This window comes from Staphylococcus equorum (genome assembly GCF_001747895.1).
In the GTDB taxonomy this organism is placed as follows: domain Bacteria; phylum Bacillota; class Bacilli; order Staphylococcales; family Staphylococcaceae; genus Staphylococcus; species Staphylococcus equorum_A.
This window is the reverse complement of the sequence record NZ_LNNB01000009.1, coordinates 22418-42564: the sequence shown is the minus strand read 5'-3', so window position 1 is coordinate 42564 and position 20147 is coordinate 22418. Positions and strand designations below refer to the sequence as shown.

General features: G+C 33.0%; 16 protein-coding genes and 1 pseudogene. 7 read left to right on the top strand and 10 right to left on the bottom strand.

Annotation, left to right across the window (positions count from 1 at the left end; genetic code table 11):
- Positions 1–8: 8 nt before the first annotated feature.
- From sppA to ezrA, 5 genes are all read right to left on the bottom strand, one after another.
- Complete coding sequence (gene sppA / locus AST02_RS02060) at positions 9–1001, bottom strand: signal peptide peptidase SppA (protein WP_069815376.1); 993 nt, start codon at positions 999–1001, stop codon at positions 9–11.
- A gap of 333 nt (positions 1002–1334) precedes the next feature.
- Positions 1335–2108 carry a sulfite exporter TauE/SafE family protein gene (locus AST02_RS02055; RefSeq protein WP_069815374.1) on the bottom strand — a complete coding sequence of 258 codons (774 nt, stop codon included), beginning with the start codon at positions 2106–2108 and terminating at the stop codon, positions 1335–1337.
- Between the two features lie 119 nt (positions 2109–2227).
- Complete coding sequence (gene thiI, locus AST02_RS02050; RefSeq protein WP_069815372.1) at positions 2228–3451, bottom strand: tRNA uracil 4-sulfurtransferase ThiI; 1224 nt, start codon at positions 3449–3451, stop codon at positions 2228–2230.
- A complete protein-coding gene (locus AST02_RS02045; RefSeq protein WP_046465567.1) occupies positions 3448–4584 on the bottom strand; it encodes a cysteine desulfurase family protein in 1137 nt (378 codons plus the stop codon). Before AST02_RS02045 ends, thiI begins: the two co-directional genes overlap by 4 nt.
- A 226-nt stretch (positions 4585–4810) precedes the next feature.
- Positions 4811–6502, bottom strand: coding sequence for a septation ring formation regulator EzrA (gene ezrA, locus AST02_RS02040; protein WP_069815370.1), 1692 nt, complete (start codon positions 6500–6502; stop codon positions 4811–4813).
- 229 nt (positions 6503–6731) lie between these two features.
- Between ezrA and AST02_RS02035 the strand changes: the two genes are divergently transcribed.
- The 3 genes from AST02_RS02035 (at position 6732) to AST02_RS02025 (ending at position 8772) form a co-directional block, all read left to right on the top strand.
- Entirely contained in the window at positions 6732–7196 is a 465-nt protein-coding gene (locus tag AST02_RS02035) for a GAF domain-containing protein (protein WP_046465569.1), read from the top strand.
- A 256-nt stretch (positions 7197–7452) separates the two neighbouring features.
- Entirely contained in the window at positions 7453–8055 is a 603-nt protein-coding gene (gene rpsD, locus AST02_RS02030; RefSeq protein ID WP_002507337.1) for a 30S ribosomal protein S4, read from the top strand.
- A 189-nt stretch (positions 8056–8244) separates the two neighbouring features.
- Positions 8245–8772 (top strand): GNAT family N-acetyltransferase, encoded by a 528-nt coding sequence (locus AST02_RS02025; RefSeq protein ID WP_002507336.1) that lies wholly within the window; start codon positions 8245–8247, stop codon positions 8770–8772.
- A gap of 81 nt (positions 8773–8853) precedes the next feature.
- On the opposite strand, the pseudogene AST02_RS02020 reads toward AST02_RS02025, so the two are convergent.
- A pseudogene (locus AST02_RS02020) lies at positions 8854–9593 on the bottom strand (glycerophosphodiester phosphodiesterase).
- 79 nt (positions 9594–9672) lie between these two features.
- Between AST02_RS02020 and AST02_RS02015 the strand changes: the two are divergent.
- The 3 genes from AST02_RS02015 to serA all read left to right on the top strand — a co-directional run bounded on the left by AST02_RS02015 (position 9673) and on the right by serA (position 13046).
- The gene (locus AST02_RS02015; RefSeq protein WP_046465571.1) at positions 9673–10113 is read left to right on the top strand and encodes an SACOL1771 family peroxiredoxin; all 441 of its coding nucleotides are present in this window, start codon (positions 9673–9675) and stop codon (positions 10111–10113) included.
- Between the two features lie 163 nt (positions 10114–10276).
- Entirely contained in the window at positions 10277–11437 is a 1161-nt protein-coding gene (locus AST02_RS02010; RefSeq protein WP_069815369.1) for a pyridoxal-phosphate-dependent aminotransferase family protein, read from the top strand.
- A complete protein-coding gene (gene serA, locus AST02_RS02005; RefSeq protein WP_069815368.1) occupies positions 11430–13046 on the top strand; it encodes a phosphoglycerate dehydrogenase in 1617 nt (538 codons plus the stop codon). Before AST02_RS02010 ends, serA begins: the two co-directional genes overlap by 8 nt.
- Before the next feature lie 114 nt (positions 13047–13160).
- Here serA and AST02_RS02000 read toward each other — a convergent pair whose 3' ends face one another.
- From AST02_RS02000 to AST02_RS01990, 3 genes are all read right to left on the bottom strand, one after another.
- On the bottom strand, positions 13161–14282 hold the full coding sequence (locus tag AST02_RS02000) for an HAD family hydrolase (protein ID WP_069815367.1): 1122 nt from the start codon (positions 14280–14282) through the stop codon (positions 13161–13163).
- A 207-nt stretch (positions 14283–14489) separates the two neighbouring features.
- Positions 14490–15989, bottom strand: a complete 1500-nt coding sequence (gene nagE / locus AST02_RS01995) for an N-acetylglucosamine-specific PTS transporter subunit IIBC (protein WP_069815365.1) — start codon at positions 15987–15989, stop codon at positions 14490–14492.
- A 178-nt stretch (positions 15990–16167) separates the two neighbouring features.
- Positions 16168–16788 carry a lysophospholipid acyltransferase family protein gene (locus AST02_RS01990; protein WP_069816471.1) on the bottom strand — a complete coding sequence of 207 codons (621 nt, stop codon included), beginning with the start codon at positions 16786–16788 and terminating at the stop codon, positions 16168–16170.
- A 167-nt stretch (positions 16789–16955) separates the two neighbouring features.
- Between AST02_RS01990 and AST02_RS01985 the strand changes: the two genes are divergently transcribed.
- On the top strand, positions 16956–18254 hold the full coding sequence (locus AST02_RS01985) for a S1C family serine protease (protein WP_046465576.1): 1299 nt from the start codon (positions 16956–16958) through the stop codon (positions 18252–18254).
- 336 nt (positions 18255–18590) lie between these two features.
- Here the strand turns inward: AST02_RS01985 and tyrS are convergent, their stop codons facing one another.
- Positions 18591–19853, bottom strand: a complete 1263-nt coding sequence (tyrS, locus tag AST02_RS01980; protein ID WP_069815362.1) for a tyrosine--tRNA ligase — start codon at positions 19851–19853, stop codon at positions 18591–18593.
- Positions 19854–20147 lie beyond the last annotated feature (294 nt).

The window sequence follows — 20147 nt, the reverse complement described above, 5'->3', positions numbered from 1 at the left end:
TATTACACCTAACCTTCGTATAGATACATAGGTTCAGCTTCAGTATCATTTTTAATTATTGATTTAACTTCATTGAATTCATTTTTAAACTGACCAATACTCGCTTTTGCATTACTAAACGATGAGAAGAAACTACCTTCTTCACTATATTCAAACACTTCTGCATCTTTTGCTTTCATATCTTTTTTCATTGCTTTTAAAGTTTCATCTTCATAACCAATTTCGTCAATTAAACCATTATCTTCCGCTTGTTGTGCACTGTAGATGCGTCCATCAGCTAACTCTCTAACTTTACTTTCAGACATATCTCTACCATCTTTAACTATATTCACAAATCGATCAAAACTATCATCTAATACAGATTGTAAAATATCTTTTTCTTCACTTGTCATAGCTCTTGAGCTACTTAATATGTCTTTATGATCCCCTGATTTTATAACATTTTCTTTAACGCCTATTTTTTCTTGTAATTCTGAATAATCAACACTAGACATAATAACACCGATTGATCCTGTCATTGTTTGAGGACCTGCGTATATTTTGTCTGCTGGTGCTGAAATGTAGTATCCACCAGATGCTGCCATACTACCCATATGTACATAAATCTTTTTATCTTTTTGCTTAATTTCTTTTATCTTTTGATAAATTTCATCACTTGGATACGTGCCACCACCAGGAGTATTTACAGATAACAACATACCTTTGACTGTGTCATCATTTTTTACGTTTTCTAATTGTTTTAAGAACGCCTCATGGTTGTAACCACCGCCACCAAACATGCCCCCGCCTGTACCTTCAGCTATTTGGCCATCTAATGTTAAATGTGCAATTCGTTTACTTGAATTGCCCTCTTTTTCTACTTTTTCTGTAAATGGGTCCATTTTAGATGTAGCTTGTTCATCAAATAAAGATGAAAAGACCGCTGAAATTGAACTCATCACGATGCCGCCTAACACGATGACAACCGCAAGTATGATTGCGATAATCCTTTTCTTCGACATTTACACTCACTCCCATAATTTATTTTCCTTTTAACTCCATCCTCAATTTAACCATAATCAATTAAGCTATGTATACCTTATCTCAAATATAAAATAAAAGAGTTTTAAAATAATAATAATGCTTTATCGTAACTGTAGTAACAAGATACTAAAATATGAACAGACATTATATTATATTTTCGAAAATCATATACAAAAAAAGAGCGGAAATACGAAGTCAAAATTTGATTTCGTATTTCCGCTCCTATAAGGCTGGACTAAAAAAGGAAGATAAGCGCTGAAGATCTTGCATGAGATTGTTATATAATTTTTAATTTAATCTATTTTTAAGTGCTACATGATTTGCATTAAATAATCATACGCATTTTTCAAAATTAAAATAGCAGTAACTACAATAAACAGACCTTTGACATAACCAACGCCTTTTTTAATTGCGAATAAAGCACCCAAATATGATCCGCAAATCATACTACCAGCCATGATAAAACCATAAAAATAATCGACTTGATCTAAAAATATAAATAATATTAATGCCCCTAAATTGGATGCGAAATTTAACACTTTAGCATTGCCTGCTGCACCTAGAAAATCAAATCCAAACATTAATAAAACAAAAAGCATAAATGAACCTGTGCCGCCACCTAAAAATCCATCATATAGACCAATTAAGCACATTAACGCGGCAAATAATATGGCTTTACCGGTAGTAAGTTTTGTAAAAGTACGTATACTACCCCAATCTTTTTTCATTAATGTATAAATCATGACAAGTGTTAAGATAATGATTACGACTGGCTTCAAAAGTTCAGACGGTAAAAATGTCGCAACACTCGCACCACCCATAGCCATTAGGAATACAAATGGAAATAACTTTCCAACAATTTTCAAATCAACATTGCCTGACCTTAAAAAACGAAATGCACTAGTCATCGATCCAAATGCACTGGCTAATTTATTTGTACCTAAAGCCATAGCTGGTGGCATACCCACTGCTAAAAGTGCAGGGATAGAAATTAACCCTCCACCGCCGACGACTGCATCAATAAACGCTGCTAAAAATCCAAGAAGTATGATGATAATTACAATTGAAATGTCCCACTCTAACATGCGCCAACCCCTGTCTGTTTAAATCATGTTAACTGATTATTCATTATAAATTGAACATCTAAAACTAAGTTTTCTATTTTTTAAATGATGCTTACTATAATTTAAACTTATATTTATATTTAAAATAAATCGTCTGCCAAAGCTTGTGTCTCTGAGTCTTTATCACTTTGGTAGTCATTTGAAATTTCTATTGTTTCGATTTGATCTACAGCTTGTTGTACTAATGGTTCAAAATCAAAAATATTTTCATATTTTTCCACTTTTTCAATATCAGGTTCAGTTACCGGATTTTTTGGTGTGAAAATAGTACAACAATCCTCATAAGGTTGAATAGAGACATCAAAAGTTCCAATTTCTTTAGCTCTTTTCACGATATCTTCTTTATCTAATGTGAGTAATGGACGTAACACTGGTGTTGAAGTTACGCTATTGATTGCGTACATACTTTTTAACGTTTGGCTCGCAACTTGACCAAGATTCTCACCATTTACAATGGCATGCCCGTCAATTTCATGAACAAGTTTGTCTGCCACTCTCATCATCATACGACGTGTAGATGTCATTGTATAACGTTCATGTACAACTTTATTAACTTGTTTTTGTAAATCTGTAAAAGGCACAATGTGTAATTTAATTGGACCTACATGAGAAGCTAAAACACGTGTTAATTCAATAACTTTTTCTTTAGCTTTTTCACTTGTAAATGGCGGACTATGAAAATGAATGGCTTCAATCATTGCACCTCTACGCATGACTTCCATACCTGCTACAGGAGAATCTATACCACCTGAGAGCATAAGTAATGTTTTGCCACCTGTTCCAACTGGCAAGCCACCAAGTCCAGCTATGGTTTTGTCATAAACATAAATGGCATCTAAACGGACTTCTACTTTTATATTGTGATCTGGATTGTGGACATCAACAGTTAAATCCTCTGTTGCATTTAATACCGCAGCACCAATGCCACGTTGTAATTGATAAGTGTCATAAGGAAAGTTTTTATCTGAACGTTTCACGTCTATCTTAAATGTATCTCCGTTTGCGTAGTCTTTTGCAAATTGAATGGCTTGTTCATTTGCCGCTTCTACAGTTTTATCAATTTTTAACACTGGACTAATAGAATAAATGCCGAATACTTTTTTAAGTCTATTACACATTTCATCTATATCTGCGCCTTCGTCTAATTCAATATACATTCTATCTCTATTCGCTTTTACTTTATAACCTTGCAATGGCATTAATGAACGCTTTACATTTGCGCGCAATTTATTCACGAACATTTTACGATTGGCGCCTTTTAATGTTAATTCACCATACCTAACTAATATATGATCATAAATCATACTAACAGCTCCCTTACTTCTTCATATACTTTATAAAAATTATCTTTAAATATTTGAATATCTTCTTGAGTCGTATTGGCTCCCATTGAAATTCTAATACTACCTTCAATTTGTTTTCTTGGTATATTCATCGCTAAAAGCACCTCGTTTAGACTCGCTTTTTTAGATGAACATGCACTTGTTGTAGACAACATAATACTATGTTTTGAAAAAGCATTGACCAATACTTCGCCTTTGACGCCTGGTAACCCAACATTAAGAATGTGTGGCGCCGAATTTTGAGGTGAATTCAGTTTAATGCCGTGAAAACCTGTAAGAAATTGGCATAAGTCAGCATTAAATTCACTTAAAGCATGGTTAAGTTCTGTGGTATGATTCACAGCTGCTTTCATGGCTTTAACAATTGCAATATCCATTGGTAAATTAACTGTACCACTTCTCACACCATATTCTTGTCCACCACCATGAATAATAGGTTCAAGTTGATGAATATTTCGAACAAATAATATACCTTGCCCTTTTAAACCGTGAAATTTATGCCCACTCAAACTCAACGTATCTACACCTTCAAAGCATAATGGCACTTTACCAATTGCTTGTACTGCATCTACATGAAAATGTGCTTTGGGATATTGGTGCACAATTTTTGCTGCTTCTTCTATTGGTTGGATTTGACCCATAATATTATTAACATGCATACAGGTTACTATAGCAACATCATCTGACATCAATGTTTTTAAATGGTCCAAGTCGATTTGACCCTCGTCAGTAACATCAACATATTTAATAATAAATCCTTCTGCTTCTAATGAACGTACAACTTCTAATACAGATGGATGCTCAAGTACTGAAGTGATTATTTCATTAGCAAATGCTTTTTTCTTATATGCTACGCCTTTAAGCGCCATATTATTAGATTCAGTCGCACCACTTGTAAAAACAATATCAAATTTTTCATCTAAATTAAACAAATCTTTTATTTGTTTTTTAGTTTGTTGTAACAATTGGTCTGCTTGTAAGCCGGCTTGGTGTGGACTATTAGGGTTAAAATACAATGATTGATTTACTTTTACATAAGTATCCAACACGTCTTGGTTTGGCTTTGTCGTTGCGGCATTATCAAGATATATCAATTCTTTCACTCCATTTCATTTTTATCATACACACTTATATAAGAAGTGACACTAATTTTATATTTATATTTAAGTTATTACATCAACAACAATACTTTTCTGTCATTTTAAAAATTAATTTTATACTTTCCCTTTAAGCATTATACGCGCTTTTAATAAAAAGAAAAGACACGAAATCATAATTCATTTCGTGTCTTACTCGTGTTATTTTTAATAATTAAATAATTTAACCAATAACTTGATCTTCTATTTGTTTTGTAATTCCTGGTTCCACACTTTCTAAAGCATGTTCAGATATTTCAATTGAACGTTTATATCTATTATTTTTAAATAGTCTTTCAGCTTCATTAAGGCTTTTATCTATATTCGAACTATCTTTACGGTAACGGTTACCATATTCAATAAGTTTCTCAGCATAAACTGCATTAACGAGTACATCCGTAGCTTCATCTTCAAATTTATTCATTTGTAGCACTACTTTAGATACTTTATCTTTCAATTGTTTAACATGTATCGGACGTACACTGAATTTCTTGTTTACTTCACGCACTTCATAATCAATTTCATTTTTCATTATAATGAAACGTTCCGGTACGCTAGGTAAATTAGAAGCTAATAGCTTTCTATAAACTTCTTCTTTTTTACTTTGTACACGTAAGATATTTTCTTCTGCTTCCGCTTCATCTTCGCGTAGTTGAATTAAGTGATTTTGTAATTTTTCTTGTTTTTCATTAATTACAGCTACATGCTCTTCGATATATTTCAAGTTATCTTGAACTTCACTGTAACGTACTGCAGATTTGGCCATTTCTTTTAGAATTTCATCATAAACAGCTATTAAGTTTTGAATTTCATTTTCAAACTGTCTTACATTCTGTACATCACTTTCATTTATATAGTAATTTTCACGTACATATTCAATTTCAGTTTGTAATGTATAATTCATTTCTTTCGCTCTAAACAAATTATCTGTAATAACTTCTTTTGATTCTTCTACTTCATTTTTCGCTTTAACTTCATGCTCAATTAATTCATACATTTCATCAAGACGATCATTAATATTATTTAATTTTTCATTCGCTTCATCAAGTTCCAATCTACTAATCATCGGTTCTACAAAGCTAAGTTCTGTTTTAAGCGTTTGTAAAGTACTATCAATTTTGACATGATCTAAATCATAGCCCTCTACTTTGAGATCTCTACATCCGTATTTCATATCTTGGAACTGTCCAGGTAATTCTTTTTGTGCTTCTCTGATTAACTCAGGAATTTCTGACATATCCTTTTTTAAAAAGTTCATATCTTCATTTAAAGTTTTGATATGTTCATGTGCGTAAACATAATTACCTTCTGCTTTATATGATTCATAGCTTTCCATTTCTGGTACGAATGCTTCAATTTCATGTTCTAATGGCGCTGCTGCTTCACCGAACTGATGTCTGTTCGCTAACACGTCGCGCTTCATTTCTCGGTAATCTACTTTACATGCTTCATATAAGTGATCACTTTCTTTATGTACGCCCATAACATCTTCAACATCTGTAGTTAATACATTATAATTTTCTTCGTATTTATCCATTAATTCATGTGCTTCATCAATTTCAGTTTGCGCTTGCGAAAATTTAAATTTATCAAGTAAACCTTCCGCATTGTGAATCTTTTCTTCTAATGGTAACAAATATTGATTTTTACTATCTAAAGACGTTTGTTTTAATCTATCATAAGTAGATTTTGTTTCACCTGTTAAAGTTAAATCAGATAATTGAGATAAACTTTCATCATAGGGTAATTGCTCTACTTGTAATTTTCGTTCTTCAGCCTTCTCAATCATTTGGCTTTTATTCGAACGCATATAGAATAATACACCGACAATAATCAGTATAATAACAATAATTGCTAGAATGATATACAATACCATATGTTTTCTCCTCCTATTTTATCACTATTCATTATAACGTAATTTACCCATGCATTAAAAGAGAAAATGAATTAATCAATGATAATATTTTAAATTTCATAGTAAATCTATCTCTGTTAATATTATGTATCATGTTGCTACTAAAAAAAGCCCTTACAAATCATTTGATTGATTACTATTAAAACAGTCTTTATACTAAATGAAAAGTAAAAAGTGAGGTTTTATTAATATGACAGAGGTAAAAGAAACAAATTATGATTTATTACAAAAGCAAGTTGCTAGTCTAATCGAAGATGAATCAAATTTAATTGCTATACTTAGCAATGTCTCTGCTTTACTAAATGATTCATTAGATCAAATTAATTGGGTTGGCTTCTATTTAATAGAAAATAATGAATTAATCTTAGGACCATTCCAAGGTCATCCTGCTTGTGTACATATCGCTATCGGCAAAGGCGTATGTGGCACAGCTGTAGAAACAAATGAATCACAACTCGTTGAAGACGTTAATGCTTTCCCAGGACATATTGCATGTGATGCGAATAGTAAGTCAGAAGTTGTTGTTCCTATTCATAAAGGCAATCAAGTCATTGGTGTCTTAGATATTGATGCCCCTATTATAAATCGCTTTTCAAACACAGATAAAGTTGCTTTAGAAGAAATCGTAAGCATTATTGAACAACAAATAGCTTAACATTTAACACTTGCCTTTCTATAAGTAAATCTTTGTTTACTGTTGACAGTCATTTATAACAAAGGTACAATGTACTTTGTGTGAATAAACGAAATTAGCAGTTGCGTATTAGTTGGCTCTATGTTGTTCCCAACGCGGACGTGTCGTGTAACCGTAGCTATGAGGTGAGGATACATAAAACAATATATCCAAATAAGCATGCAACACTCTTTTTTGTTTTTTCATAACAACAAAAGAGAAAAAGGAGGAGTCTATTATGGCTCGATTTAGAGGTTCGAACTGGAAAAAATCACGTCGTTTAGGTATCTCATTAAGTGGTACTGGTAAAGAATTAGAGAAGCGTCCATACGCTCCAGGCCAACATGGTCCTAACCAACGTAAAAAATTATCAGAATATGCATTACAATTACGTGAGAAACAAAAATTACGTTATTTATACGGAATGACTGAAAGACAATTCCGTAACTCATTTGAAATTGCTGGTAACCAACACGGTGTCCATGGTGAAAACTTCATGCAATTACTAGCTGCTCGTTTAGATGCAGTTGTATATTCATTAGGTTTAGCGCGTACGCGTCGCCAAGCTCGCCAACTTGTTAACCACGGTCATATTTTAGTAGATGGTAAGCGTGTTGACATTCCATCATATACTTTAAAACCTGGTCAAGAAATTTCAGTACGTGAAAAATCTTTAAAATTAGATATCATTGCTGAATCTGTTGAAATCAACAACTTCGTACCTGAGTACTTAGAATTTGATGCAGACAACTTAAAAGGTAAATATGTACGCGTTCCTGAACGTAGTGAATTACCTGCTGAAATCAACGAACAACTTATCGTTGAGTATTACTCAAGATAAACGTTTTAATTTCAAACCAAGAAGTCCTTTCAAGGATTTCTTGGTTTTTTTATTTCTATAAAAGTAATAAACTGCACCCTATTATTAAAGTATAAATAGAAATCTTTTTAACTCCCCCACTTTAAAGCACAATATCTTTTTACTTTCTTATAATAATTACTGTATGCTATGGGTAAAGGAGTGTTAAATTTGATTATTAGAGCATTAGAGGAGACAGATTTAGATTTTGTACATCACTTAAATAATGAATATTCCATTATGTCTTATTGGTTTGAAGAACCTTATCAATCATTAAGCGAGCTTCAATCATTATATAAAAAACATTTATTAGATGAAACTGAACGTAGATTTATTATTGAAAAAGATCAAACGCGTATCGGTGTCGTTGAATTAGTTGAAATTGACTTTATACATAGTAATTGTGAAATTCAAATTATCATTGATTCCGAATATGGTGGTAAAGGATACGCTAAAAGCGCTTTTAAAATGGCTATTGATTATGCATTCCTAGTACTTAATCTCCACAAAATATATTTATTTGTTGATGTAAACAATGAAAAAGCCGTTCATATTTATAAAGCACAAAACTTCTCCATTGAAGGTACATTACAAGAACATTTTTATACTCGCGGTGAATATAGTGATTGTCATGTGATGGGGTTATTAAAAAAGAATTGGGTAAATCATCACGATAATGATTTATCTCATATTAAATAATATGTCTTGCCTATTTATTAAAACTATAAAAAGCTTAAATGAATCTTTACTATTCATTTAAGCTTTTTTAACTTTTTCATTTTACAAAATATCATTTGGGTTATCTGAAATCAGTCCGTCTACCCCTAATTTCTGCAATGATTTTGCTTGTTCATGTTCATTAACTGTATAGGGCATCACTGACAATCTATACTGATGTGCACTTTTTAAAAACTTCTCTGTAACTAATGCATAATTGGGATTTACATAATTGGCATAGGCCGCAATGCTTTTAAATGGAGGTAATTTATACCAATACTTCTTTTTACTAATCAATACACCTAGCTCATATCCTTCATTCATATCAAATATTTTTTCATACTTTTTTGATTGAATGATTGTATGATGACTTTGTTTTTTGGTAAATTCCAAGCATTTAATGCATCTATTAATTCGTTTTCAATTTCAGGATAATTCTGCGGTTGTTTTAGTTCTATTAATAATTTTTGAGGATAGTCTTGGATTAATTTAATTACTTCATCCAATGTTGGTAATGTCTCTCCTTCAAATTTATTATCTTTAGTTATACCATAATCAAATTGCTGCAAAGCTGCTAAAGTCATATCCTTGATTTTTCCTGATCCATTTGAGGTACGGTCAATCGAATCATCATGAATAACTACAAGTTGATTGTCTAATGTCCTGTGTATATCTATTTCTAATATATCAATATTACTTATAAGTGCAGCTTTAAAAGCAATCATCGTATTTTCAGGAAAATATGTAGCAATACCACGATGTGCCACTAATATGAGCTTGTTGTCAGAAGTATATATTGTCATTAAAATTGCTCTCCTCTTTCTTTATAGCTTATTTTCATCTAAACTTAAATTATCACAAATCAACTGGAGGTCAATCGTTATGGTTCAACATGAATTCAAAGTAAACACACAATGGTCTGGCGGTCGCGAAGCTGTAGGTCAACTTCACGGAGACGTATTAGATGAACAAATATCTATACCATCAGGTTTAGGTGGCAATGGAACTGGTACAAATCCAGATGAATTGTTAGTTTCAGCTGCATCTTCTTGTTATATTATCTCACTTGCAGCTGTACTCGAACGTTCTGGTTTTAATAATATAGAAATTCAACAATCATCTATAGGTACAGCTATTTTTGAAAATGCAAAATTTCGTATGGACAACATTATCCATTACCCTGTTATTGAAGTTGAAACTGCACAAAAAGATAGTTTAGTTAGAAAACTACCTAAACTCTTAAAGGTTGCGGACAATAATTGTATGATTTCAAACTCAATTAAAGGTAATGTCACTGTAAAAATAGAACCAAAAATAAAATAATTTAAAAAAATTTTATATATGACGGAATATGAATGTGATAACAATGTATGCCCTTTCATGATATTTTATTTTGTTTATTTACATTATCTTTTAACTTTTGCACTTTTATATTTTCTGAAAATTTGCTAAACTAAGACAATCATAAGCATTGGGGGAATCACACATGAAATATTATCGTCCTATGTTACTTACACCAGGACCAACGCCAGTACCAGAAGAAATTTTACACGCAACACAGTCACCAATGGTCGGACACAGATCAAGTGACTTTGAAACAATTGCTGAAGAAGCGTTTCGTGCACTAAAACCAATATTCGGTGCGCAAAATGACGTAATGATATTAACTTCTAGCGGGACAAGTTCTTTAGAAGCAAGTATGTTAAATATTGCAAATCCTGACGACGATATTGTTATCATTGTTTCAGGTGCTTTCGGTAATCGTTTTAAACAAATTGCTGAAACATATTACGATAACGTACATATTTTTGAAGTCGAATGGGGCAAAGCTGTAAACGTGCCTGAATTTATTGACTTCTTAAAATCATTGAACACAGATATTACAGCAGTTTATAGTCAATATTGTGAAACATCTACTGCAGTTTTGCACCCTGTCCATGAATTAGGACATGCCCTTAAAGCCTACGACGAATCGATTTACTTTATCGTTGACGGTGTGAGTTGTATCGGTGCAGTTGATGTAGACTTACAACGAGATCAGATTGATGTTCTTATATCTGGTAGTCAAAAAGCCATTATGTTGCCTCCTGGTTTAGCATTTGTAGCTTATAATAATCGTGCTAAAGAACGATTTAGCCAAGTTACGACACCGAGGTTTTATTTAGATTTAAATAAATATTTGAAATCATTAGAAGCAAATTCAACACCTTTCACACCAAACGTTTCGTTATTTAGAGGTGTGAATGCATATGCCAAATTAGTTGAAGAAGAAGGATTAGACCAAGTTATTGCACGTCATTATGCAATACGTGATGCTTTAAGACAATCACTCAAATCATTAGACTTAGAATTATTGGTACAAGACGAGTATGCCTCACCTACTGTTACAGCTTTTGTACCTAAATCAAAAGAAGAACTCAACTTCATAAAAAAAGAACTTAAAAACCGTTTTGCTATAACAATTGCAGGTGGACAAGGTCATCTAAAAGGAGAAATTCTACGTATAGGTCATATGGGTCAAATTTCACCTTTTGATATTTTACAAGTCGTATCAGCATTAGAAATTCTATTAACAGAATTCAGAAAAGAATCATATATTGGTACAGCAATTACTCAGTACATGGAGGTCGTAAAAGCATATGTATAAAATTTTAGTATCTGATCCAATCTCACCAGAAGGTTTAAAAAGTTTAATTGACCATAAAGACTTCGAAGTCGAAATCAATACAGAATTAAATGAAAGCGAACTCGTTGAAAAAATTGGTGATTACCAAGGCTTAATCGTTAGAAGCCAGACACAAGTCACTGCAGAGATGATTGAAGCAGCGCCAAATTTAAAAGTTATTGCTAGAGCTGGGGTCGGCGTTGACAACATTGATGTCGATGCAGCTACCAAAAATGGTGTTATTGTAATTAATGCACCAGATGGTAATACTATTTCTGCAACTGAACACTCTATGGCCATGATTTTATCAATGGCGCGTAATATCCCGCAAGCACATCAGTCATTAAAAAATGGAAAATGGGACCGTAAAACATATAGAGGTACAGAACTTTATAATAAAACGCTTGGCGTCATTGGTGCTGGTAGAATTGGTTTAGGTGTTGCAAAACGCGCACAAAGTTTCGGTATGCATATCTTAGCTTTTGACCCTTACTTATCTGAAGATAAAGCAAAAGAACTAAATGTAACACGTGCAACAGTTGAAGAAATTGCTGAACAGGCAGATTTCGTTACTGTACATACACCATTAACTCCAAAAACTAAAGGTATCGTCGGTAAAGCATTTTTCGAAAAAGCAAAACCGACGTTACAGATTATTAACGTAGCACGTGGTGGTATTATTGATGAAGCAGCGCTATTAGACGCTTTGAACAATGATCAAATTCAAAGTGCAGCAATAGATGTATTTGAAAGCGAACCAGCAACTGAGTCCCCTCTTGTTGAGCACGATAAAATTATTGTTACGCCACATTTAGGTGCATCCACTGTTGAAGCACAAGAAAAAGTAGCTGTTTCAGTAGCAAATGAAATCGTGGATATTTTCGAAAATGGTAACGTCTTAAATGCGATTAATGCACCAAAAATGACTTACAGTGAAATCAATGATGAATTGAAGCCTTATATTGAATTAAGTAAAATGACAGGTGAAGTGGGTATTCAATTACTTGAAAAAGCACCGCGCGAACTACAAATCAAATACGAAGGTGACATTGCATTAGATGATACAAGTTTGATTACCAGAACACTTGTATCTGGTGTCTTACGTCAAGATTTAGCAGAGCGTGTAAACTTAATCAATGCTTTAGTACTCTTAAATGAACAAGGTGTATCTTATAATATTGAAAAAAACACAAAACATCGTGGTTTTAGTAACTATATAGAATTAACATTAATCAATAAAGATACTCAAATTAAACTTGGTGCAACTGTACTCAATGGTTATGGTCCAAGAATCGTACGTATAAATGACTATCCAGTAGACTTTAAACCTGAACATCACCAACTGGTAATAAATCATAACGATAGACCAGGCATTGTAGGCCGTACAGGACAAATTCTTGGCACATATGATATCAATATCGCTTCTATGCATCTTGGTCGTACAAACCAAGGTGGTAATGCGCTAATGGTATTATCAATAGATCATCCTGTTACACCAGATGTTATTGATGCTTTATATCAAATTGAAGGATTTAATTTAATACGAAGCGTTGAACTTGATATCCAAAGTGATGCAAACTACAACATCTAAATAGTGAATCATTACAAAAGAACCCGGAACATAAATAGTTTATTTCTCAAATTAAAAAGATACTGACGCATTATTATTTAGTCATCAAATAATAATGCGTAGTATCTTTTTTAATTACAATAATATTTCTCTGATATCTCCTACATGGTCTACGATATATTCAGCGTCATAGGACTCTAATTCTTCACGAGCATTCTGACCTTTCAAACCTGTTAATGGACCAATGAAAGTCGCCCCTATTTTTTTAGAACTTAATAAATCTGCTAATGAATCTCCTACCACAAAAACATCATCTTTATTAACACGATTTTCTTGATTTGTAGCATATCGTTCATAATTGTTTAAATGATTACCTTCTAATGTTGCTAAATAGCTAAAGGGATTAGGCTTCCCTAATGGCTTTAACTCAGGATATTGTTCCTCAGCGATTAATACCTCACTTGCGGTAACAATATGTAAGTCATCAAATAAATCTTTGATACCAATTGCTTCAAATGGCACTATTGTTTCTGTTCTAGGTCTACCAGTTGCAATGGCTATATGATAGCCAGCAGCTTTCAAATCTGTTAATAACTGTTTAATTTCAGATACAGGTCTTAACACGACTTCGTTATATATGTAACCTTCTTTAAATTCTGTACGGTTAGGCTTTTGTTCTACTTCATTAAATAACTGGGAGCCTAAGTACCACTCTTGGTAAACTTCTTGCGCAAGCGTCCAAAACGGACTTTTCAGTTCAAATAGTGCTGTTTGTTTTGTATTTAACTGATCACCAGCATGCGTAACAAGTGTTTGATAAATATTATCTTTTCCTGAACTTATACCATCTAAAAACGATAATGGTGACTCAAAGTTCAATTCTATATCAAAAATATTTTCACCAATCTGTTGCAATGTTTCTTGATTAAAGCTTTCTGAGTTTAAAACTTCTACTAATTTTTCTTGGGGTAATGTCTTACAAATTTCAATAAAGTGAATGGCAACTACTACAAATAACATATCCCAATTTGAATTTAATCCAAGTGATTTTAACTTAGTTAAAATTTCATCATGATAGAATACGATATCTCTTATTTCAGTAATTTGTTGATCACTTAAATCATCAAATTGTATAGATGGATCTAATCCCATATAATCTTTACTCATAAGCATTTCGTAAACCGTCAATGCAGATACATCAAAACACCTTTCTTCACTTAAAAAAACACCATCAACATCAAATAATACCGACTTCATCTCATCTACTCTCCTTAAATCAGAAAATTCTGATACTAGTTCATCGTACTATTTACCCATGAAAAGAGCAATGTATTTTCATCATTTTATCAAACAAATCATATCGTTAAATATTTAATTTTTTCATATAAAAAATACGCCCTACAAAGATCCACTTTTTCAGTGATAACTATGCTTAGGCGTATTCTAAAATAAACTATTTAGATATTATTTTTGTTGCTCTGATTCCATTTGTACTTCAATTTCATCAGCTACTTGCTGAACTTGAGTGCCGATAATAACTTGGGCATTATGTTTACCACTCTTCGTCACACCGACAGCTCCTGCGCCCTTAATCTTAGCTTCATCAATAATACTATTATCATGTAATTCCATGCGTAATCTAGTAGCACAGTTTGTTAATGATGCAATATTCTCTTTGCCACCTAATCCATCTAAAATTTGGCTTGCTGTATTTGTATATTTATTAGTTACCGCTGTAGATGCGCCTTCTGAATCTGCAGCATCCCCCGTTGACGCTTCATCAGAAGTTGGATCTGGTAGTAAGTTATCCCCACGACCAGGCGTATTTAATTTCAATACTTTAATCGCTATTCTAAATACAAAGTAATATATCACAAAGAATACAAGTCCTTGTAGTAATAACATGAATGGTTGACTTGAAACAGGATTAATTAATGATAGTACATAGTCTATTAAACCAGCACTAAATGAGAACCCTGCTGTCCACTCAAACAATGCTGCTATAAACATGGATAAACCAGTTAAAAATGCATGTATAACAAATAATACTGGTGCTACAAACATGAATGAGAATTCAATTGGTTCAGTAACACCAACAAAGAATGCTGAAACTGCGCCACCAAACATTAAACCATAGACACGTTTTTTCTGTTTAGATTCAGCTGTATGGTACATCGCTAATGCTGCAGCAGGAATACCAAACATCATTACTGGGAAGAAACCAGCCATATAACGTCCTGTAATACCATGTACTGCACCATCACCAGTTTGGAATTTAGCAATGTCATTAATACCTGCTAAATCAAACCAAAACACTGAATTTAATGCATGATGCAACCCAGTTGGTATCAATAATCTATTAAAGAAACCATATAAGAAAGCACCGACTGGACCTAAATCTAAAATCCATGTCCCAAATGTTACAATTGCTGAATAGATAACTGGCCAAACAAATAGCATCAATACAGCCAATATAATACTAAAAAATGCTGTTAAAATAGGTACTAAACGTTTACCACTAAAGAATGATAATGCTGTAGGTAATTCAGTTTTACTAAACTTGTTATAAGTATACGCTGCGATTAAACCAATCAATAAACCAATAAAAACGTTAGAATTATTCATTTGTTCAAAAGCTTCGTTTACGCCTGTCTCCTTAACACCTAATAATGGTGCTAATTTTGCTGGACTTAAAACCACTGTCGTTAAAAAGAAACCAACTGCTGCAGCAAGTGCTACTGCACCGTCATTTTTCTTAGCCATTCCTAATGCTACCCCAATCGCAAAAAGAATACCTAGTTGTTCAAGAATCGTCGAACCGGCAGAAGAGAAAAACGCTGCTACCGTTGGCAAGACTCCCATTGCTGTTAACGCGTTACCGATACCTGTAATAATCGCGGCTGCTGGTAATACTGCAACAGGAAGCATAAGAGATCTACCAAGACGTTGAAAGAAACTAAACATAACAATTCCCCATTTCAAAATAGATATTTACACAAACAAACACCACATGCACAATTTGTCCACGTGGTGTTTGTAAACGTTTTACTTGTTGTCATTGTACAGTTACATAATAACACAAGTTTAAAAAAATTCGTATATAAATTAAAATGTCTAACTTTTTAAAAAATATTGAAACTTACTATTTATCATTCACATAATCATTTAATTCATTTTGTAATTGTATCGTTCTACTTTCTAATTCTTTAGTTAGATATTCTAACTTTTCATTGCGTTTCATGTTTTTTGGTAAATGCTTCGTTTCGATAGGTTCACCAAATTTAACAATTGCTTTACCTGTAATGAGTCCCTTAATTTCTTTAGGTCCAACATATGCAGCTGGTAAAATGGGAGCTTGCGCCATCAAAGCAATAGTTACTGCGCCACGTTTCATTGGTGATCCCTCATCATACTTCATACGATGACCAGTTGGGAATATACCTACCGTTTTATTTTCTTTTAATAATTTAACCGGTTTTTTCAATGTACTTGGCCCTGGATTTTCTCTATCTACAGGAAAAGCATTTAAAGAACTTAAAAACTTCCCAAACCATTTATTGTTGAATAACTCTTTTTTAGCCATGTAATGAATTTGATTTGGGTATATTGCTGTCCCTAACATGATTACTTCATTATAGCTTTCGTGAGTACAAGTCACTACATATCTGTGAAGTTGAGGTATATTTTCTTTACCTTGCACCTCTAGTGATTTACATATTTTCATAATAATTAAATCTAACAAACCGCTAATGAATTTATACATTTCTCCACCTACTTCATTTTCCATTATATTTACCTATTGATTCTATCATTTAGTCACCATATGGACAAGAATATTTATATTTCAGTCTAAAGTTGTATAGTGATATACTAGAAAAAGTTGTATAAACCTAGCATAATAGGTTATATAGAATAAATCGGAGGTAAAGTATGTCAGATTTTAATAACGATAATAACTCTAATGAAACTCAAAACCCTCGGCAACCGGAGCAACCGCAACAACCTCAAAATAAAAGGTCAAAACATAAAGCCAAATTCCCCTGGTTTAAAACAATAATCGTGGCCTTAGTTGCTGGTATTATAGGTGCGCTTTTGGTATTAGGCATTGGGAAAATTATGGAAAGCACAGGTTTAAATGATAACGGGTCTTCCGTTCAAGACGCTTCTAATAGTAGCAATGGCGGCAATACACTTGATGGGAAAAGTGAAAAATATGATTCTGTGAATCAAATGATTAACGATGTCTCTCCTGCTATTGTAGGCGTTATTAATATGCAAAAAGCTCAGAATTTAGATAGTTTACTGAAAGGTGAATCTTCAAAATCAGAAGAAGCTGGTGTTGGATCAGGTGTTATTTATCAAAAAAATAATGGTTCTGCATATATCGTAACGAATAATCACGTCATTGATGGTGCAAATGAAATTAAAGTACAATTGCATAATTCTAAACAAGTCGATGCTAAATTGGTTGGGAAAGATGCGTTAACAGATATAGCAGTATTAAAAATCAATGATACAAAAGGTACTAAAGCAATTGATTTTGCTAATTCTTCAAAAGTAAAAACAGGAGACAGTGTTTTTGCAATGGGTAATCCTTTAGGCTTACAATTTGCTAACTCTGTGACTTCAGGTATTATTTCTGCTAGCGAACGTACAATTGATACGAAAACATCTGCTGGTACGAATAAAGTAAATGTATTACAAACAGATGCGGCAATTAATCCTGGTAATTCAGGTGGCGCGCTCGTTGATATTAATGGTAATCTCGTAGGTATTAACTCAATGAAGATTGCAAGTGAACAAGTTGAAGGTATTGGTTTTGCAATCCCAAGTAATGAAGTTAAAGTTACCATTAAAGAGCTTGTAGAAAATGGCGAGATTGAGCGCCCTTCTATTGGAATTAGTTTACTCAATGTAAGTGAGATACCAGAACAATATAAAGAAGAACTGAATACAAAACGCAAAGATGGTGTCTACATTGCCAAAGTTCATGCTGATAATGAGCTTAAAGAAGGTGATATCATCACTGCGATAGACGATAAAAAAGTTAAAGAAGACACGGACTTACGCTCTTATTTATATGAAAATAAAAAACCTGGTGATTCAGTAGAAATGACTATTGAAAGAAATGGTAAAGAGCAAACAGTGGAAGTACCATTAAAAGAACAAAAATCAACATCTTCAGAGTCATCTGAGAAAGAAAGTGAAAATACTTCACCGTTTAATTAAAAACAATAACAGAATAGCTATTTTGAACCAACCAAGTAAATTAATCTGACTTGGTTGGTTTTTTATTACATAACAATCAGGCCTATTCCATTTTATTCAAATTAATGATTATGATAAGAATTAAACTCAGTTCTACCCTACAGAAAGCACTTTTCCCATGAGACAATTTTCATTTAAAAAATGACAATACTTTAGCCGACTCCTGTGGGAAAATGTACTAGCCGAAGAATAAAGGCTGAGGCAAGCTAAACAAAAACAGCCGACAAAGTCCTAAGGCATTGTCGGATGTTTTGTCGATAATTTAAATATCGCATTATTCTTCTATCTTTATATATATTATTTATAATTAACCATGAAATATTTTTTCTTACCACGACGAATAATTGTAAATTCGTTCTCAATTTTATCGTCAGCTGTTAATTCATATTTCACATCCTGTTGTCTTATACCATTGATATAAATTGCACCGTTATTCACATCTTCACGTGCTTGACGTTTAGACGATGAAATACCAGTTTCAACAATTACTTCAACAATATTTGTTATTTCTTTGCTCAATTCAACTTGTGGCACATCCTTGAATCCTGCTTTTAATTCTGAAGCCGACAATGATTGTAAGTCACCAGCAAATAATGCTTTTGAGATACGCATTGCATCGTCTAATGCAGCTTGACCATGGATGAAACGTGTTACATTTTCAGCTAAGGCTTTTTGTGCTTCACGTAAATGTGGTACTTCATTTAACGATTTTTCTAATGCTTCAATTTCTTCTTTTTCTAAGAATGTAAAATATTTCAAGAATTTGATTACATCATCGTCTGTAGTGTTGATCCAAAATTGGTAAAATTCGTATGGACTCGTTTTTGTAGCGTCTAACCAAACTGCGCCACCTTCTGATTTGCCGAATTTTTTACCATCTGATTTAACGACTAATGGAATCGTCAGTCCGTAAGCTTCTGTTTGGCCGTACATACGACGCATTAATTCAATTCCACTTGTGATATTGCCCCATTGATCAGAACCACCAACTTGTACTTTACAGTTGTAAGTGTTGTTTAAATGACCAAAATCAATTGCCTGAAGGATTGTATATGTGAACTCAGTGAACGAAATACCATATTCTAAACGACTTTGAATGGAGTCTTTACCCAACATGTAATTCACACCAACATGTTTACCGTAATCTCTTAAGAAATCAATCAAAGAAATTTGGCTTAACCAATCTCTATTATTAACCAGTTTAGCACCTTTATCAGTACCAAATTCGAAAATTTTATGCATTTGTTCACTGATGCCTTGAACGTTTAATTCAACTTGTTCTTCTGTTTGTAAGACACGTTCTTCAGATTTACCTGATGGATCACCAATCATACCTGTGCCCCCACCGATTAATACGAGTGGACGATGCCCATGTTCTTGGAATCTACGTAAAGTTAAAAATGGTAATAAATGACCGATGTGTAAACTATCTGCAGTTGGATCGGCACCACAGTATAATGTAACTTGTTCTTTATTCAATACATTCTCTATACCAGCTTCGTCTGTTTGTTGATAAATTAAGCCTCTCCATTTTAAATCTTCTAATAATGCATTTGTCATTGTATATACCTCCTATATTTATTAAGATATTGTTTCGAATAGATTTTAAATACCATCCAAAGTTTAATTTACTTTTAGCAAGTGCGACCGAATAACACTAAAAAAATAAAAAAACGCCCCTACAAATTAATGTAAGGGCGCATGCGCACGGTACCACCATACTTTAAGTCAAACAACTTTATTAATGATACGTTCATTAACTTAAACGTTTGGATGAGTGAAATCATTAAGGTGTATTCACATATGAATCATCGTTAGTTCACAGCAACCACTAACTCTCTGAAGATGACACCA

Coding starts and splice junctions, on each gene's coding strand:
- sppA (WP_069815376.1), bottom strand. CDS start 1,001: ATGTCGAAGAAAAGGATTATCGCAATCATACTTGCGGTTGTCATCGTG.
- AST02_RS02055 (WP_069815374.1), bottom strand. CDS start 2,108: ATGTTAGAGTGGGACATTTCAATTGTAATTATCATCATACTTCTTGGA.
- thiI (WP_069815372.1), bottom strand. CDS start 3,451: ATGATTTATGATCATATATTAGTTAGGTATGGTGAATTAACATTAAAA.
- ezrA (WP_069815370.1), bottom strand. CDS start 6,502: ATGGTATTGTATATCATTCTAGCAATTATTGTTATTATACTGATTATT.
- AST02_RS02035 (WP_046465569.1), top strand. CDS start 6,732: ATGACAGAGGTAAAAGAAACAAATTATGATTTATTACAAAAGCAAGTT.
- rpsD (WP_002507337.1), top strand. CDS start 7,453: ATGGCTCGATTTAGAGGTTCGAACTGGAAAAAATCACGTCGTTTAGGT.
- AST02_RS02015 (WP_046465571.1), top strand. CDS start 9,673: ATGGTTCAACATGAATTCAAAGTAAACACACAATGGTCTGGCGGTCGC.
- AST02_RS02010 (WP_069815369.1), top strand. CDS start 10,277: ATGAAATATTATCGTCCTATGTTACTTACACCAGGACCAACGCCAGTA.
- serA (WP_069815368.1), top strand. CDS start 11,430: ATGTATAAAATTTTAGTATCTGATCCAATCTCACCAGAAGGTTTAAAA.
- AST02_RS02000 (WP_069815367.1), bottom strand. CDS start 14,282: ATGAAGTCGGTATTATTTGATGTTGATGGTGTTTTTTTAAGTGAAGAA.
- nagE (WP_069815365.1), bottom strand. CDS start 15,989: ATGTTTAGTTTCTTTCAACGTCTTGGTAGATCTCTTATGCTTCCTGTT.
- AST02_RS01990 (WP_069816471.1), bottom strand. CDS start 16,788: ATGTATAAATTCATTAGCGGTTTGTTAGATTTAATTATTATGAAAATA.
- AST02_RS01985 (WP_046465576.1), top strand. CDS start 16,956: ATGTCAGATTTTAATAACGATAATAACTCTAATGAAACTCAAAACCCT.
- tyrS (WP_069815362.1), bottom strand. CDS start 19,853: ATGACAAATGCATTATTAGAAGATTTAAAATGGAGAGGCTTAATTTAT.